This window comes from Photobacterium sp. GB-72 (assembly GCF_003026095.1).
Taxonomy (GTDB): domain Bacteria; phylum Pseudomonadota; class Gammaproteobacteria; order Enterobacterales; family Vibrionaceae; genus Photobacterium.
Genome location: NZ_PYNV01000003.1, coordinates 23,447 through 39,988, shown reverse-complemented (window position 1 = coordinate 39,988; position 16,542 = coordinate 23,447). Strand labels below are relative to the sequence as shown.

Genomic DNA, 16,542 nt, shown 5'->3' with positions numbered 1-16,542 from the left:
TAAGCGAACAGCGTTCCATTTGGTTCGTTTATATAATAAAAAGTCAGCCAATTGGCCATAATGTGTAGTGTCATAGCGTCATTACACAGTGCAAAAGGAAAGATTCGCCCAATGTCACTTGTTATACCTATGGTTATTTATATACAGCAGCACTTAGCCAAAGTTGCAGATAAAGCGGTTGCTGCCAATATGCAACAAACACTTAGGGTAAATCAGCCTTGCTATGGGGTTAATGCCGAGCAGCGAAGTGAAATTTTTAAAGATGCGAGAGCACATACAAAAATTGATAATGCAGAAAATTATCGTCGCTTACTGCTTTGGCTATGGTCCGGTGTTTATCGTGAAGAGCGTTATTTAGCACTTGATGCTGGTGAGTATTACCATGCATTTAGAAATGAACATGCTTTTCATACTTATCAAGAAATGCTGGAAACTGTTGATGGGGTTGATATTGCTGATCGCTTAGTTGAGCAGTTAATCAGTCCTGTTGTGTTAGGGCATCGCGAATTTGAATCAAAACTAATTGAATGGCGAGAGTCTGATAATAAATGGTTGAAACGAGCGTCATTATTGGCGCATTGTCATCACCAACAGCATACCAATGTCGACTTACTGTGCGAGACTGTACTGCTATTAGCCGATGATAGTGATTATGAGGTGCAGCAAGCGATAGGGTTAGTATTGCGAAATTACAGTGAAACCGATTTCCCTTTCGTTGATCATTTTCTTATATCGAATATTGGTATATTAACGCCGCAAGCTAGGCGAGAAGCAAGAAAACTTACATTAGGTTTGTAGCGATATTTAAGCCTTTACAGTTAACGATAAAGCCCGTATTACGCTAACTCGATCATAGCGAGTTAAACGTATACGGGCTTTTTACTATTCAATGATAGTGACTTTTTCAATCACAATCGGATCACGAGGGACATCGTCATGATCGCGAACAGATAATGTTTTTACTTTTGAAATTTTGTTTACTACGTCCATTCCAGCCGTTACTTCGCCAAAAACAGTGTATCCCCAGCCCGCATTTGTTGTTGCTGTGTGATCAAGAAAATCATTGTCAGCAACATTAATAAAAAACTCAGCCGTTGCTGAATGCGGGGCATCTGTTCTTGCCATTGCGATAGTACCTATCACATTTTTCAGACCACGGTTTGCTTCATTAACAATGGGGGCGCGGGTTGGTTTTTCTTTCATTTTCACAGTGTAACCACCACCTTGGATCATAAAGCCTTTGATCACTCGGTGAAAAATAGTGTCGTTGTAAAAACCGTCTTGGCAATATTTTAAGAAGTTCTTAACCGTAACAGGCGCTTTTTGCTTGTTCAGCTCAATCGTAATATCGCCAACATTGGTGGTAAAAATAATCATCTAAAACTAACCGTGGTGTAAATTGAATCGGGCAGTATACGTAATAGTGATGCTATTTGTAGTAAAAAAGTCATTAAATATCATGGCTTAAATTGAAGGTCATTATTGATCAGCCTTAATCCTGCTTCTCTACCTTGTTGATAACCTTGATCTAATTTACTGATATCTTTAGTTAATCTTTTAATCATAAACGTTTTATCAGGTGCAATGGCGGTGATTTTGCAATCCTTTGGCGGATTATGAATAAAATACAATGCCTTATTATAGCGAGACTCTTTGGTTAAAAACTCTTGCCCAAACACGGGATTTGTTCGGAATAAGCGACGTGTTAACCATGGCACTTGTCGATTTTTAGCAAACAAACCTTGAGCATGAGATAGAATAACTGTGATATCACGTGCGCCCTTATTGTAAGCCTCGATCACTGGGATAGGATCGGCAATACCGCCATCGCTCATTTCAATACCGCCAACTTGTGGAAATTGACGGTAAATGATCGGTAGGGCGCATGTTGCAGTCATCACTTCATTTAAGTTGTTACGTGTTACTTCAACGTAGTTAGGCTCACCCGTATCGACCACCGTTGTTGTGGCGTAAAGTGGGACATTACGATTCTCATATTTGTGTAGCTCTAAAGGAAGATGACTGATACTGGTGTTCCATAACCAATCAATATCAATTAAGTTACCACCTTTAACAAAACGTCTGTAATTAATGAACTCCTTACTGCGTGCGTATTCGGTAATAACTTTATAGTTACGTTGATAACTTTCACACAGATATCCCATGAGTACTACAGAGCCTGCTGATACGCCGATAGTAAAATCAAATGGGTTGTAACTACGTTCAATAAAAGCATCTAATACACCAGTGGCAAAAATGCCACGCATTGCCCCACCTTCGACAACCAAAGCGCGTTTACTCATCACTGTTCCTTATCCTTGGTGATTTAATTATTCCATATTGGAATTAGACGATATTACCTTTAAGAATATGCACACATTTAATTCTAGATCACATTTTTATGAGTTTTTTGTTATTTAACGTATTATGACGGACATTATTTTGCGTGTTTCTCCTCCCACATATTAGATTAGGTTTGTTGATGCAAATTTTCCAAAAAGATGCGATTGAGTGGTTAACAGCTTTGCCCGATCAAAGTATTGACTTGATGATCACCGATCCACCTTATGAGTCGCTTGAAAAACACCGCTCAGTGGGAACAACAACGCGATTAAAACAAAGTAAAGGATCGAGTAACCAATGGTTTGATATTTTCCCCAATGAACGATTTGAAAGTTTATTGACGCAAGCCTATCGCGTTTTAAAACCAAACAGTCATTTCTATTTGTTCTGTGATCAAGAAACAATGTTTCACATTAAACCGATTGCAGAGCAGGTGGGGTTTAAGTTTTGGAAACCCATCGTGTGGGATAAAGTCGCGATAGGGATGGGATACCATTATCGAGCACGTTATGAATTTATTTTGTTTTTCGAAAAAGGTAAGCGAAAACTGAATAACTTATCGATTCCAGATGTATTGGAATGTAAGCGTGTTTATCGCGGTTATCCGACAGAAAAGCCCGTCCCACTATTAGAGATATTAATAGAGCAAAGTAGTGTTGAAGGTGATGTTATTGCCGATCCGTTTTTTGGTTCAGGTTCAACATTAGTGGCGGCTGATAGGTTAGCGCGTCAAGCATGGGGTAGCGATATCTCTGATTCAGCCCATCAACATTTAAAACAACGTCTATCGTCGCGATAGACGACATTTTTTAAGCTAGGAACAAACATGGCCCAACCGGGAAAGATTATTAGCTGGAATCAACAAAAAGGTTTTGGATTTATTGCACCAGATAACGGCGAGCAAGATGTTTTTTTTCATGTCTCTGCCTTGCCGGATAAACAGTGTCGTCCTCGTATCAATGAGGCCGTAACATTTCGTATAAGTAAAGATAAAAAAGGGCGCATGTCAGCAACAACAGTGACATTGACCAAAGCACATTCAGGTTTAGATAAATACACCGCACCTTTTTCAAAGTCACAGTGGTTTAGTGTTATCTTTTTGGCTTTTGTTGCGATATCAGTGGCGCTTTTTAATACCCCTTATCAAGTACTGATTGGATATTTAGTATTAAGCGTTGTGACTTTTGCGGTGTATGCACATGATAAACGTGCGGCTGAGTTAGATAAATGGCGAACCAAAGAAGCAAGCTTGCATATATTAGCCTTAGTGGGGGGATGGCCTGGTGCGTTATGGGCACAAAAGATATTGCGCCATAAATCTCAAAAACAGCCATTTAAAGCCATATTATGGGCAATGATCATACTTAACTGCGCGGCGTTTATTCTATCGTTTACCCCAGAAGGGGTGACGTTAATTAAACAAGTGTTGCAGCTAATTTAAAATAGAGCGTGATTCATTATAGTAATGAATAAGATTCTATTAATCGTCCAGCATAGACCAATGTATAATGACGTGCTGGGCGATCATTCATTTATCGAATAACAGAAATGTCGCCATCTGCATCAGCAGACCAAGTAAAGTACTGGTTACCTTTACCTGAAATAATCGCGCTACCATTTGTGATATAAGGATGAACTTCATTGATATTGTATCGGTAAGTCAGTGGCGATGTAGATTCGGTAGACCAGTATGTAGTATCGTTGTCCGCAGTATTAACCAACATACCTTTAAATGTGATTTGATTACTATTATTCATCGCCATGATGTAATCATCATCATCAGTGTTTTTATCCAGAGATAATGAAATAATTTCGCCATTTGCAATCGCGTTGTGGGTGGTAAACTGCATCGCTTCAATGGTATGAATAACAACTCTGTCAGTTTGTTTTTCTACCTTGATACGGCCTTTTGTAACAGCAATATCAATATTTCCCTGAATTTCAGGAATATAACATTCATTAGAATTACCAACCGGTAGATTCTCAGCACAGTCCTTTGCTGCTTTTGCTACAACAGTTAAGGCATCTGCAGTTACGTCTGCATAGTTTTGTAAATCAGCATGGCTCAAGTTATCAACATCAATCCCGCCGTGATTTACAACTTCATCACCAACATTACAACCTAATAATGTTGTTGTTACTATTGCCGCTAAACATAGCTTCTTCATACAAGACCTTTTATCAATATATGTATAAATACTGTGAGAGAGGGTAGGTTGTTAATAAATTGAAAGCAATCATTCGCAGTGTTAATGACTTGGTTTTGACAAAGAGATGACAGTAATGGTTGTTTTCAAATAATTTTCATGACACTTGTCTAACAGAACTGCTCAGATATTAAATGATGTTAACTGAACCTAGAAAAGTAAAGGTTACTGCTTATTTCTGCTATCGTAGCTGGAAGAAATTTATTGTTTAATAAACAATTGGTTAAATGTAAAAAAACAGCACTAGATTATAGTGCTGGTTAATGAATGCTAGGCGTAACTCTATTGAGCGGTAATATCGCCATTACTATCAGTAGACCAATTAAATGTCTGGTTATCTTTACCAGTAATTACGGCATTACCGCTGATAAGGGATGGAAGCTTGATATTGGCATCATATTTAAGAGCTAGCCCAGTTGTTGATTCAGTAGACCAATATTTTGCATCGCTGTCAGCGGTATTAATGAGCATTCCCTTAAAGGTAACGTTATTTCCGCCAGGTAGCGTTTTAAGGGTCATGTTGTAATCTTTATCAAGGTTTTCACTGAAATTAAGTGAAATGACTTCACCGTTTGTCACTGCATTTGGAGAGGTAAACTCCATTGCTTTTGTTGTATGAACAATAACAGTTTGATTTTCCTGTTGTTCAACGTCAATTTGGCCTTTTGCTACAATAATGTTTGTCGTTGTATTGCTAGCGCTAAGGTCACATTGTTTTGTCTCGCCAACAGCCATTCCATTTGAACAATTATCAGCCGCTTGCGCGATGACTGCTAATGCATCGGCAGTTAACTCTGCGTAATCTTGTTTTTGGGTTTGAGATAAATTATTGATGTCGATACCGCCGTGTTCTACAACTTCGTCACCTGCGTTACAGCCAACAAGTACTGTAGCTACCATTGCTGCTAAACATAACTTCTTCATGTAAAACCCTTTTTCAATATATGAATAAATATTGCAGAAGATGTTAGATTGTTAATAAATTAAAAGCAATCATTTGCAGTGAGAATAACTTACTTTTTACAGGGTTATGACAAAAGTCGCTATTTTTGTGGTGTTATGTCAGGTAATTGTCAGCTTAGAGGGGGAGGTTGTTGGTATTTTTCTTAGTACTTACTAGATATATTCTCTTTTAAGTGAGTGTAATGGCAAGTCGCTTAGTGCTCACAATGAGTTAGCGTAATAGCTAACTCGTTTTTGGACAAAAGTTTGTTATGCACTTTGCTCTAAAAAGTAAGGGTAACTCCAAATAATTTTAAAATATCAGTTGGTTATACGCTTTTTTCTTTTGCGACATTATGCCAATAAGCAGCATATTCAGAAGTCTTCTTAAGTATTTGATCACTTTTGAAATCACTTGGCCAAAACTGAATTAAGTATTTTTGGCCGTCGAGAGGAGGTAATAGTTCTTCGTCATCTTCCGGCTCTTCCATATTTTCATAATCATAATCGAGCTCAAAACCTTTTATGTTATAACGTACTCGATAGATTCCTTCTGGTATATTTAATGGATATTCCTCTTCATGAGCCCATTCACATAAAAGTATATCTTTAGCACCTCGTGTAAATGACACCTCAACAATCTCATCGAAGTTTTCATCTACCTCTGGCTTTGAGTCAAGTAGTTCGATTTCAAGGTTGATTAATGAGTCTGTAGGAGCCGCTGTAAAAAATAATCTTTCGCTCTGAGCAGCTCCACAGAGTCCATTTTGTTGTTTATGAAAAGGATTACTAGGTAGCAGTGAATCATCTGGGTCTTCACACTCAATGTAAAATTGACTGTATAATACAAATATATTACCTGAAAACAGGGTTTGTTGTTTCATTGAAATACGATCCTTATCTGCGTGCTTTGACTTGTTAAGGCTGCACCGCTTGCGCAATATCAGGCCTACTTTCTTTAATGAATTTCACTATGTCTGATATTTTAACTAGAAGCTCCTCAGGTGATTTCTCCGAAAACTCATTAACATTAAATATTTCTAGACTGCCATCTGGCGCCTTCATTGATTGAGATAAATTACTGACTGGATTTGCGCTAGAGTGGATTAGAAAAGGTATTACAAACGTATTATACCCCTCTAATTTCATATCATATTTAGCAAGCATCTCGGGAGGCCAATTGTTATGGCTATTAAAAGTACCACTAATAAATTGTGTGGGTATATGAATCCGTGATTTCCCTTCTGCAATTATTGGAAGCGCAGAAGGCTGCTTGGCGTGCACTAATGCGAACATAGCAAGCCAGGGTGTCGTGCCTTTTGAATTGATAAGGTATTCCGGCTTAATGGCTGCTCCATTAGAAATTGCAGGGCCAACATTTACCATAGACAGCAAGCCTTGCACTTGCCCCTCCGATAAATCTATTTCATTTGGGCTTCCTTTAGATATTCCAATGAAATACATGTGGCGCCACTCTGTCGCAGAGCTTCCTATTTCGGTTTTATCAGTCACTTCTTTCCCCTGTGCAACTGTAGAGATAAAAATAGCACTTACAAAAATTGCGATAATTCGATTTAGCATAATCTTCCTGTGTGGCCTTAACAGTATATTAATAAGCATTCTTACTTTCGCGCAAAAATATACTCATGAAATACCTTTACCATACTCGATATAATCGTTGCATATTATGAACTTGATGGCACTTTCTTACATTTATCGATTTGAAAGAGGGTGTGAAAAGTAAGAAATGTATTTAATCAGTCTTATTAAATACAAATCGAAATATTAAATTGTTTAATTATCAATTATTTATGGGTTTATCTCTGTTTTTAACGAGAAATGTTTCTTATTAAAAACGGAACTCAAGCGATAAAATCACCACGTTTCATTATAACTGTTGATATATACAGTAAATAAAACTAATCCAAAATCAAGTTAATACTGTATGAATGAGTTTTTGATCTAACAAGTTTTGGGCTAGAAATGAGTTAGAATAACTAGCGGCATTCGCGTGCACAAAAAAAGAATCAGTTCATTTCTATTATTGGTTTGCATTTAGTTTTAAATTACCGAATATCGTTCAATTTATTTCGCTTTTATTTACTATTTGTAAATAATGATTCACTGGCACTTTTGAGAAATTTATTTTAACAAAACAAACAATTAATGATCTTTACTGCATCATTTTTTATCAACCGCAATCGAACAAAGTTCAGGTTAAAATTTAATATTCCGAAAGTGTTATTTCCACTTATCGTTTTTTAGCATAAATTACTCACTATTAGTTACTTTGAAATCTTTGTCACTTTTTAATGAGAATGATTTAAATGCTAAGGAGGTAAAATTTTACTTCCTTAGTTTTAGTTAAGGAATGTTGGATGAAGTTTAGTCGAAAAAAAATAAATACATTCATTGGTTCGGTAATGGCGGTTTCGGCTTTATTGACTTGTGGCTCGGCTTTCGCTGCTAATAATGTGGCGCAACCAGATTTAGATTGGCATGTGTTAGATGGTGTTAAGATAAATAGCACTGCGTCTTTATGTCCGCAATCAACCGTAAAAGTGTGTAACGATAACATCTTAGATGCACTATATGCTGATAATAACTTCATGCCATTTTGGTTAAACCCTGCGCTTGTCAGTGCGATCATGCCGCAATTACAAGCGTTGGCAGATTCAGATACACTACCTGGTATGAAGCAGCGCCTACAAGAGTTGAAGAAATTAGAGACAAGGCAAGATGAGCGTGGCTTTGATTTACTATTAACGGATACCTATTTGGTGTACGTGGATTATGTGCACCAGTTAATGCAAGATCCTCGACCGTTATACAATTCACAGCCAGTAAAATTAACGCCTTTGTCGTTAACAATGGCGCAGAAATATTTCCCATTAACGGTTCAAAAAATCAATTCTCTTATTCCTTCTTCGCAGTTTGTTCCAACAATGGGGGTGATTAACCATTTATTAAGTTTGCCAGCTAACCCACTGGATTCAAGTGTTGTTCACTTCGATAAGGTTATTAGCATTGGTGAGCCGATCCCTTATGGCGACAAAGTTGCAACGGTGCTTTGGAATCTGGGTTATTTAACTCAGCCTGAGTATCAACAAGTTGTGGCTCAAGCAACAATTACCAATACTGGTGTGATTAACCAAGCGATCAAAGCTTTTGAAGGAAACTATGGCTTGAAGATGGACGGCATTATCGGGCCTGACGTTATGAGTCAATTAACACGCCCTTATTCAAGTTTGGTACGTCTTGCTGCATTAAACTTACAACGTGAGCGTTTTGCCCAATTAGAAGGGGATGGTCCACAAATTATTGTGAATATTCCTGATTACAAAATGACGCTATACGATAATCAAAAGCCAGTATTTGAGTCGAAAATTATTGATGGGATGCCAAAACGTCCAACCAATTTGTTTCAGTCATACATTAATACGGTTGTGATAAACCCATACTGGTATGTACCTGAAACCATTAAAGTGCAGAATACGATTCCATCGGCTAAAGCAAATCCTAATTTCTTAACGAATAGTCGTATGGATGTGATTAATAGCTGGAGTGATCGCTCTGTTGTGCCACCGAGTTCTATTGACTGGGCAACGGTAAATCCAAAAACATTTACTCATGAGTTTCGTCAAGATCCTGGCCCTGAAAATGCGCTTGGACGAGTTGCATTTTTGATGCCTGATTCATTCTCTGTGTATATGCATGATGAAGCGCAATCAGAGTATCCATTGTTTAATCGTCGTCATCGTGATTTAAGCTCTGGCTGTATGCGTGTACAACAACCACGTAAAATGGCGACACTTATTTTGTCTTACCAAAATATGCCTAACTTGCCTTCTGTTGACGATATGATTAATACCAACAACCACCGTGAGATTGGCTTGGATACACATGTGAACCTTGATGTGGCTTACTTAACGGCATGGGTAACACCGAATGGTCAGTTAGCGATACGTCCTGATATTTACGGTTACGATAGCCCTCGCGCTAAACCGATTCAGAATCAATTTATTTCGATTCCCAATTACCGCACTCATCAACGTATGGCACTGGCATTGAATGGGCAAAGTAGTTAATTCGAAAGTAGGTTTTAGTTTCGAAGAATAAAGCGCTTATTCAGCGTATGAAAAAGGCTAAGTGCAATACACTTAGCCTTTTTGCTGTATTTAATCGGGCAATATTTATAGGCTGCTGTTAATAAATGAAATGCTGACGGATGAGCGGGGAGGGATGCCAATTTTTCGATGAGTAATTACTGATCAATTTTCAGTCTATTCGGGTTATAAAGGTTTGCTCGTCATCCACAAAAGCGACAAAGCCACCGTGATAGATGAACACTCGACCGCGTCCTTCAACGAGGCAAGCAAGTTGTGGGTTCAAACCTTCTTCGTTATCTTTGCTTTGAAATGTACCTGTATCGGTGATAACACCGCGGAGTACAGGCAAATACCCATAAGTCCGCTTGGCTTGATCAATCAGGCTTAATTCGCTGGTGGTAGAGAAGCAATAAGGTATTTTACCGGCTTCTTCGATAAACATAGTTTTGAATTCTTCAAAAGCTGTGATCACCAGCCAGTCAATGTCGTTAACGTGATGGATAAACATAGAGTTTCTCGGTAATTCTGATATGCAGATTCTATCACTATCAGGGCTGAGTGGAGTAGATATTGCGCCTAAAACTAGCGAGGTATTGAGAGTGACCGTGGCGACAAGAAACGTAAGCCTGAAAAAGTAGCTCATTTTGTTGCTTTCATTTGCGCGGACATGGGATGCCTTAAATGTGACAGGGAATGGTTGCTTGAATTGTTAGATCTTTGCGCTTTACCTACTCACTATATTTCGATTATTATCGAAATATAGTGAGTAGGTATCGATAATTGAGGAAACGCTATGTTAGCAGAGTGGCTCATACACAAAGATCAACTAAGAAGTTACATAGTGAAAAAGACGGGAGATCTTGATTTAGCTGATGACATTTTGCAGGACGTTTACATCAAGGCCAGTCAAAAGATTGAACAACTAGAATCGAGAGATAAGCTCCACAATTGGTTGTATCGCATTACGCATAATACGATTATGGATTTTTATCGGACTCAACAAATTCACGAAGAGTTGCTTGACAATCAAGTGGCAGAAGAAATGTCAGCAGAGCTAATTAACCTGCAAGCGGTGGCGCAGTGTTTACGTCCAATGTTTGATTGCTTGCCCGAGAAATACCGGCAAGTGATGATTCTTGCAGAGCTTGATGGATTGTCGCAGCAGGCTGTTGCTGAACAATTAGGGCTATCACTTTCAGCAACGAAGAGTCGCATTCAACGAGGTCGCGTAAAGCTAAAAGAGATCTTAATGGATTGCTGCAACATCGAAGAAGGAGGTGAGGGAATTGTCGATTTTGACCCTGATCCAAAGTGCGTAGAGTTCTGCAAAACAAGCGCGATGAATGACGGTGTTCATCAATCAGCCCAGGTGACCACACTCTAGATGATTTCTTGAATACTGGGGCGTACAACTGCATGATTTTTACTATGATGCACTTGTGACAGCCTCATTACCTTGCCTAACAACAGCGTTTTTTCCTTGCCTTTCCCATCCACATTTTCGTCAAAAATTAATTATAAAAATAGCGAATATTTTTGCGTCTTTTTTGGTTTTATTGCGTCTTCACAGAGTGAATAACACTTTTATTGAATAAGACAAATGAAAAATAAAGCCACCCCAATTGATATAGAGACTCTGGTTGATGAGTCGCTGTTGGTATTTATAGCAAGTGATGATGTGCAAGATACACTGCAAGGTGTTCGTCGTGGTATAGAGCGTGAAATGCTTCGAGTGACACCAAGTGCTCAGCTTTCGCACCGGCCCCATCCGAAATCGCTAGGTTCCGCACTGACTCACCCATACATCACGACCGATTTTTCAGAAGCACAGTTGGAACTAGTGACGCCTGCGGTGACCGGTAGAAAGGAAACATTTAAAAAATTGGCTTCGTTACACCACTTTGTAGCTACACATTTGCCGGAAGGTGAATCAATGTGGGCGGCAAGTATGCCTCCGTCTCTACCTTTAGATAGTGATATTGCGATAGCAAATTATGGCACATCCAATGTGGGTATGGCGAAGATGCGTTATCGAGAAGGCTTAGCAAACCGTTATGGAAAAAGAATGCAGCTTATTTCAGGCATTCATTACAATTTTTCGTTACCAAAACCTTTCTGGCAGATGCTTCATGCAAATACAGAAAGTCAATTGCCGCTAGAAGATTTTATTTCTGAGCGATATTTTCATCTGATCCGCAATGTTCTACGCAATGGTTGGATCATTCCATATTTGTTTGGTGCTTCACCCGCAGCCGACAAGAGCTATCTGCGAGATAAGCCTTATCAGTTACTGCAGTTAGATAGCACGACAGATTACTTACCTTGGGCGACATCGTTGCGCTTAAGTAACTTAGGGTACGGAAGTAGTGAGCAATCTCGATTCCCGATCAGCTTTAATAGCAAACAGGATTATCTGATCGGACTATGCAAAGCATTAACTCAACCCAGTGTGCAATATTCATACTTAGCAGAGCATCAGCAGTTGAATGGTTCGGTTCTTCAACTCGAAAATGAATTATACGGTTCCATACGTCCTAAAATTGTCAATGCACAAATGCGCCCATTGGTGGCCATGTGTCATTACGGGGTGGAATACATAGAATTACGCAGTTTGGACAATAATCCTTTGTTACCGCTTGGTATTGATGAACTTCAAAGTCAATTCATCGATCTATTTCTACTTTACAGCGCATTATCGCCTAGCCCTGAAATAAGTAAGCAGGAAAGAACCTTGATTATGCAAAGGCAAGAGTTGGTCGCGACACAGGGCAGAAAGCCGAATTTGATGTTGCCTACCTTGAATGGTGAGGTGCTACTGACGGATTTGGCGAAACCACTAATGAACCTGTTAGCCAAAATGGCGACCATCATGGATGGCGGGCAGAATACTAATGGCTATGAGAAAGCCGTGATGCGTGAACAAGCCAAGTTTGATACCAGCCAGTTAACGCCTTCAGCACAGATTTTATCGGTTATGGAGCAAGAAAACCTAAACTTCACAACGTTAATGAAAAGCTATTCAGACGAGCACCAACAAGGATATTTGAGCGATACGCTCTCTGACGATGAAATGACGCAATTACAAATGCTGGCATACAACTCTTTACTTGAGCAAAAACAGCTAGAGGCAGGAAATGAAGAAAACTTTGATGAGTATTTAGCCCAAAAACGTCATATCAATTGTGAAATGCCTTCTCGGGCTGATGCCGCATTATCAATGCAAAGATATTCGATGCAATTTCAAGACAATAAAGAGCCAGCTAATCAATTATGAATATGCTTTGGAAATTAAAAGGCTACATCAAAATGTATGGCCGGCACTATCTCATTGCCCTTATCGCTTTGCAGTTGGTTGCTTTGATCAATTTGGTGCCTTCATGGCTGATCGGTCGAGTAGTCGACGGCATTAATCAAGGAACATTAGATGCACACAACCTAGTTATCTACGTCGGTGGAATCATTGTTTCGGGTGCGGCAATGTATGGTCTGCGCTTTGTGTGGCAAAGCAAGTTATATGGGGCGTCTATTGCGATTACTCGTGTGATGCGCAGTGAATTGTTTCAAAAGTTCTCACAACTTCCTCCTGCCTTTTATGCTCGCCGCAGTGCTGGTGATTTAATGGCGCATGCAACCAATGATCTTAACGCTGTTGAAGAGACTATGGGCATGGGAATTATGACGTTAGTGGACTCTTTCATCGCAGGTATAACCGTCATTTTAGGGATGATTTTTGTTGTCAGTGGTGAACTGACCGCCATTGCGCTGCTTCCCTTTCCGTTGTTAGTGCTGATCACTCGTCGTTATGGAGTGCAGCTACATAAAGCTTTTGGAAAGGCACAGTCTGCATTTTCTGATTTAACGGAAGAGACGCGTGAAACGGTATCGGGCATTCGTGCGGTTCGTACACACGGTATTTCTGGTCGTCAAGAACAACGCTTTGGACAAACCTTAGACCAAACGGTCGATGCCAATCTGACTGTAGCGAAAGTCGATGCAGCGTTCACTCCAACAATACAATTGGTTTACGGATTGTCGTTTGTGATCGCTCTTGGATACGGCGCATGGTTAATCGAACAGGGTAGTATCACTGTCGGTCTCTTTACGACTTTTACTTTGTACCTTGGTCAACTGCTGGGTCCATTTATGCAGTTTGGTTGGCAATTCAATGTCTTTCAACGGGGTAAGACCTCTTGGCGTCGGTTGGAGCATTTGTTTGCGGAACACTCGGAAGTGGTTGAGGGGGATCTAACATTAGCCAAAGATTCGGATTCAAGTATGTCATTTGATATCCGAGAATTTAGCTATGAGCAATCAAATCGAAGAGTTTTGGAGAGCGTAAAGTTTGAAGTGCCATCAGGTGGATTAGTGGGCATTACTGGGCCAACAGGCAGTGGCAAAAGTACGCTTCTGCATCTGGCTTTGCGTCAATTTAAACTTGAGCAGCCATCCAGTATTCATGTTTCAGGCATGCAAAGTGACAGCCTCACCTTTGATGCTTTGCGCAGCAAAATGGCTTGGGTTCCTCAAAAGCCGTATTTATTTTCCGGCACGATCGCAGAGAACATTGCCCTGTCAAAACCGAATGCGTCGTTGGCTGAAATAAAGCATGTGGCAGACATGGCTTCTATTCGAGCAGAAATTGAAGCGATGCCCGAGGGTTTTGATACCCGACTTAGAGAAGGCGGTACGAATCTATCGGGGGGTCAAAAGCAGCGATTAACACTTGCTAGAGCACTCCTGTCGGACACTGATATCTTGTTGTTAGATGATCCTTTCAGCGCATTAGATATAAAAACAGAGGCGCAAGTTCGTCAAAATTTAAAATCGTATTATTCTCACAAAACGATGCTGCTTGTCACCCAGCGCCTGACCAACCTTATTGAAGCTGACCAAATCTTAGTATTAAACGATGGTCAGGTGGAGGAACGCGGTTCTCATCATCAATTATTGGCAAACCAAGGTTGGTATTCCATGGTTTATCAGCGTCAAAGTCAGTTAGGGGAGAAAGGCCCGTTGGTGAGCGCAGAAGCATTGCATGCACGTTCAAGCAGTACTTTTAACGTTAACAACGATCCTGCTCTGAAGGAGATCTACCATGGGAAATAATACGCTTTATCGCCGTTTGTTAGCGTTTGCATTGCCGCACAAAGCTCGTTTTGGTTTTGCATTTGTCATGTTGGGGCTAGCGGTCAGTGCAGAAATGACAATTCCTTGGTTGGCAAAAAGTGTCCTTGATGACGTAATCGTGCCTCAGCAATTTGAATGGCAACAGCTTATCTTTTTGATTGGGCTGGTTATGTTTTTTTACGTTTTAGCTGCGGTGTTCGGGTATTTTCAGGCGGTCGCTTTTAAACACGGCGCATTGCTTGTGGTCAAAGATGTGCGCGAGCAGTTATTTCGCCATGTGCTGAACTTTCCCATTGCGACATTCGACAAGCTGCCGACGGGGAAGCTGGTCTCTTACATTACTAACGACACTGAGTCATTGCGAAATATGTTCGTGTCGACGCTACCTACCGTGGTTCAAGGAACCTTACGTATTTTAGCCACTTTTATTGCTATGGCGTTTTTAGACTGGCGTTTGATGTTATTAAGCTTGGTTTTGATCCCCATATTACTTGTGACCATGCATCTATATCGCAAGATTTCAACGCCAGTATTTGATGGCATTCGAGTTCAAGTCAGCAACATCAATGGCCAAATCAATGAGTCGTTACAGGGAATGGCGTTGATTCAAGCGTTTCGCCAGCAGAAACGCTTTCAAACCAAGTTTGAGAAAGAAAATCAAAGCTGGTTTAACTTCAGAACCAAATCGGTAGCCATTGATAGTTTGATGTTGTTGCCATTGACCCGTTTGATTGGGACGCTGACCGTAGCGGGTATTGTTGCCTGGTTTGCAGGGGCTTCAATGTCGACCGTTGTGGAAGTGGGCACCTTATACGCTTTCTTAAACTATGTTGAGCGATTCTTTGACCCGTTCCGACAGTTATCGATGGAACTGCATAAATTGCAGGTTGCTACGGTATCGTCAAAACGTATTTTTGAGCTACTAGACGATGAGTCTGAGGTTCATCATCAAGTGATGCCAGAGGTAGAGTTCAATGATAGTCACGATATTGAGTTTCGCAATGTCACTATGGGGTATGAAGAAGATAACCCCGTGCTTAAAGACGTTAGCTTTACAGCAAAAAGTGGTGAGTTCACCGCAATTGTCGGCCATACCGGAAGCGGGAAAAGCTCCGTAATCAATCTGTTAATGCGTTTTTATCAACAACAGCAGGGTGACATTTTCATTGGCGGGCAATCGCTTCGAACTCTTCCAGAAGCACAATTGCGTAAGTTGTTTGGCTTGGTATCGCAAGATCCAACCATCTTTAGTGGTTCAATTGAAGATAACATTAACTTATCTCACGATGTTCTTACCATTGATAAAACAAGTGCAAACACATTGGCGAAAAGCCGTGAGAGAGCGATTCATGCAGCCCAATTGGTGCAAGCAGACCGATTCATTCATCGTCTACCTGATGGTTTTGAACACAAACCAGGTAATGGCGGTGCCTCGCTTTCCGTTGGGGAAAGGCAGTTATTGGCGTTAGCTCGGGCGATTTCCCACGATCCGAAAATATTTCTACTCGATGAAGCCACGGCGAATATCGACAGTGAATCGGAAGAAGCGGTTAAACAGGCGCTTGATAATATCCAGGGCGGCAGAACGGTTATTGCTGTGGCACACCGGTTATCTACCATTCAAAACGCTGATCAGATTTTGATGATGAACAGCGGCAAGGTCGTACAAAGAGGCACACATCAAGAACTGATTGCTCAAGATGGCGACTATCGAGATTTGTACCTGAGTCAAAAAGCGCAAGAAGAACATGACACTCAAAACAGCACGCTTGGTTTAACCGCCGCCAGTGCAGCATAAATAGTTAATTATGACG

The 16,542-nt window shown here is 40.3% G+C and carries 15 protein-coding genes; 8 read left to right on the top strand and 7 right to left on the bottom strand.

Annotated features, from left to right (window positions below):
• The first annotated feature begins 111 nt into the window (after window positions 1-111).
• Window positions 112-798 carry a DNA alkylation repair protein gene (locus C9J40_RS05615; RefSeq protein WP_107246092.1) on the top strand — a complete coding sequence of 229 codons (687 nt, stop codon included), beginning with the start codon at window positions 112-114 and terminating at the stop codon, window positions 796-798.
• A gap of 84 nt (window positions 799-882) precedes the next feature.
• On the opposite strand, the gene C9J40_RS05610 is transcribed toward C9J40_RS05615, so the two are convergent.
• The gene (locus C9J40_RS05610) at window positions 883-1,377 is read right to left on the bottom strand and encodes a peptidylprolyl isomerase (protein ID WP_107207605.1); all 495 of its coding nucleotides are present in this window, start codon (window positions 1,375-1,377) and stop codon (window positions 883-885) included.
• 80 nt (window positions 1,378-1,457) lie between these two features.
• Window positions 1,458-2,303, bottom strand: coding sequence for a patatin family protein (locus C9J40_RS05605; protein WP_107246091.1), 846 nt, complete (start codon window positions 2,301-2,303; stop codon window positions 1,458-1,460).
• Between the two features lie 179 nt (window positions 2,304-2,482).
• Here C9J40_RS05605 and C9J40_RS05600 point away from each other — a divergent pair, with 179 nt between their 5' ends.
• Both C9J40_RS05600 and C9J40_RS05595 read left to right on the top strand, forming a co-directional pair.
• Window positions 2,483-3,142 carry a site-specific DNA-methyltransferase gene (locus C9J40_RS05600; RefSeq protein WP_107207607.1) on the top strand — a complete coding sequence of 220 codons (660 nt, stop codon included), beginning with the start codon at window positions 2,483-2,485 and terminating at the stop codon, window positions 3,140-3,142.
• 27 nt (window positions 3,143-3,169) lie between these two features.
• Complete coding sequence (locus tag C9J40_RS05595) at window positions 3,170-3,784, top strand: cold shock and DUF1294 domain-containing protein (protein WP_107246089.1); 615 nt, start codon at window positions 3,170-3,172, stop codon at window positions 3,782-3,784.
• A gap of 91 nt (window positions 3,785-3,875) precedes the next feature.
• Here C9J40_RS05595 and C9J40_RS05590 read toward each other — a convergent pair whose 3' ends face one another.
• The 4 genes from C9J40_RS05590 to C9J40_RS05575 all read right to left on the bottom strand — a co-directional run bounded on the left by C9J40_RS05590 (window position 3,876) and on the right by C9J40_RS05575 (window position 7,073).
• A complete protein-coding gene (locus C9J40_RS05590) occupies window positions 3,876-4,511 on the bottom strand; it encodes a hypothetical protein (protein ID WP_107246087.1) in 636 nt (211 codons plus the stop codon).
• Window positions 4,512-4,832: 321 nt separating this feature from the next.
• Window positions 4,833-5,474: a hypothetical protein gene (locus C9J40_RS05585; RefSeq protein WP_107246085.1), complete on the bottom strand. Its 642-nt coding sequence runs from the start codon at window positions 5,472-5,474 to the stop codon at window positions 4,833-4,835.
• Between the two features lie 347 nt (window positions 5,475-5,821).
• Window positions 5,822-6,376, bottom strand: a complete 555-nt coding sequence (locus C9J40_RS05580; RefSeq protein WP_107246084.1) for a hypothetical protein — start codon at window positions 6,374-6,376, stop codon at window positions 5,822-5,824.
• 34 nt (window positions 6,377-6,410) lie between these two features.
• Entirely contained in the window at window positions 6,411-7,073 is a 663-nt protein-coding gene (locus tag C9J40_RS05575; RefSeq protein WP_107246082.1) for a hypothetical protein, read from the bottom strand.
• 797 nt (window positions 7,074-7,870) lie between these two features.
• Here C9J40_RS05575 and C9J40_RS05570 point away from each other — a divergent pair.
• Entirely contained in the window at window positions 7,871-9,580 is a 1,710-nt protein-coding gene (locus C9J40_RS05570; RefSeq protein WP_107208399.1) for a L,D-transpeptidase family protein, read from the top strand.
• 190 nt (window positions 9,581-9,770) lie between these two features.
• Here C9J40_RS05570 and C9J40_RS05565 read toward each other — a convergent pair whose 3' ends face one another.
• Window positions 9,771-10,109 carry a cytosolic protein gene (locus C9J40_RS05565; protein ID WP_107208400.1) on the bottom strand — a complete coding sequence of 113 codons (339 nt, stop codon included), beginning with the start codon at window positions 10,107-10,109 and terminating at the stop codon, window positions 9,771-9,773.
• A 285-nt stretch (window positions 10,110-10,394) separates the two neighbouring features.
• On the opposite strand from C9J40_RS05565, the gene sigZ reads away from it, so the two are divergent.
• The 4 genes from sigZ (at window position 10,395) to C9J40_RS05545 (ending at window position 16,526) form a co-directional block, all read left to right on the top strand.
• Window positions 10,395-10,985, top strand: a complete 591-nt coding sequence (gene sigZ, locus C9J40_RS05560; protein ID WP_107246081.1) for an RNA polymerase sigma factor SigZ — start codon at window positions 10,395-10,397, stop codon at window positions 10,983-10,985.
• A 216-nt stretch (window positions 10,986-11,201) separates the two neighbouring features.
• A complete protein-coding gene (gene gshA, locus C9J40_RS05555; RefSeq protein WP_107246079.1) occupies window positions 11,202-12,875 on the top strand; it encodes a glutamate--cysteine ligase in 1,674 nt (557 codons plus the stop codon).
• Window positions 12,872-14,707 carry an ABC transporter ATP-binding protein gene (locus C9J40_RS05550; RefSeq protein ID WP_107246077.1) on the top strand — a complete coding sequence of 612 codons (1,836 nt, stop codon included), beginning with the start codon at window positions 12,872-12,874 and terminating at the stop codon, window positions 14,705-14,707. The genes gshA and C9J40_RS05550 overlap by 4 nt, the downstream gene beginning before the upstream one ends.
• Window positions 14,697-16,526: an ABC transporter ATP-binding protein gene (locus C9J40_RS05545; protein ID WP_107208404.1), complete on the top strand. Its 1,830-nt coding sequence runs from the start codon at window positions 14,697-14,699 to the stop codon at window positions 16,524-16,526. The genes C9J40_RS05550 and C9J40_RS05545 overlap by 11 nt, the downstream gene beginning before the upstream one ends.
• The last annotated feature ends 16 nt before the right edge of the window (window positions 16,527-16,542 follow it).

Coding starts and splice junctions, on each gene's coding strand:
- C9J40_RS05575 (WP_107246082.1), bottom strand. CDS start 7,073: ATGCTAAATCGAATTATCGCAATTTTTGTAAGTGCTATTTTTATCTCT.
- C9J40_RS05600 (WP_107207607.1), top strand. CDS start 2,483: ATGCAAATTTTCCAAAAAGATGCGATTGAGTGGTTAACAGCTTTGCCC.
- gshA (WP_107246079.1), top strand. CDS start 11,202: ATGAAAAATAAAGCCACCCCAATTGATATAGAGACTCTGGTTGATGAG.
- C9J40_RS05610 (WP_107207605.1), bottom strand. CDS start 1,377: ATGATTATTTTTACCACCAATGTTGGCGATATTACGATTGAGCTGAAC.
- C9J40_RS05580 (WP_107246084.1), bottom strand. CDS start 6,376: ATGAAACAACAAACCCTGTTTTCAGGTAATATATTTGTATTATACAGT.
- C9J40_RS05565 (WP_107208400.1), bottom strand. CDS start 10,109: ATGTTTATCCATCACGTTAACGACATTGACTGGCTGGTGATCACAGCT.
- C9J40_RS05585 (WP_107246085.1), bottom strand. CDS start 5,474: ATGAAGAAGTTATGTTTAGCAGCAATGGTAGCTACAGTACTTGTTGGC.
- C9J40_RS05595 (WP_107246089.1), top strand. CDS start 3,170: ATGGCCCAACCGGGAAAGATTATTAGCTGGAATCAACAAAAAGGTTTT.
- sigZ (WP_107246081.1), top strand. CDS start 10,395: ATGTTAGCAGAGTGGCTCATACACAAAGATCAACTAAGAAGTTACATA.
- C9J40_RS05570 (WP_107208399.1), top strand. CDS start 7,871: ATGAAGTTTAGTCGAAAAAAAATAAATACATTCATTGGTTCGGTAATG.
- C9J40_RS05550 (WP_107246077.1), top strand. CDS start 12,872: ATGAATATGCTTTGGAAATTAAAAGGCTACATCAAAATGTATGGCCGG.
- C9J40_RS05590 (WP_107246087.1), bottom strand. CDS start 4,511: ATGAAGAAGCTATGTTTAGCGGCAATAGTAACAACAACATTATTAGGT.
- C9J40_RS05615 (WP_107246092.1), top strand. CDS start 112: ATGTCACTTGTTATACCTATGGTTATTTATATACAGCAGCACTTAGCC.
- C9J40_RS05545 (WP_107208404.1), top strand. CDS start 14,697: ATGGGAAATAATACGCTTTATCGCCGTTTGTTAGCGTTTGCATTGCCG.
- C9J40_RS05605 (WP_107246091.1), bottom strand. CDS start 2,303: ATGAGTAAACGCGCTTTGGTTGTCGAAGGTGGGGCAATGCGTGGCATT.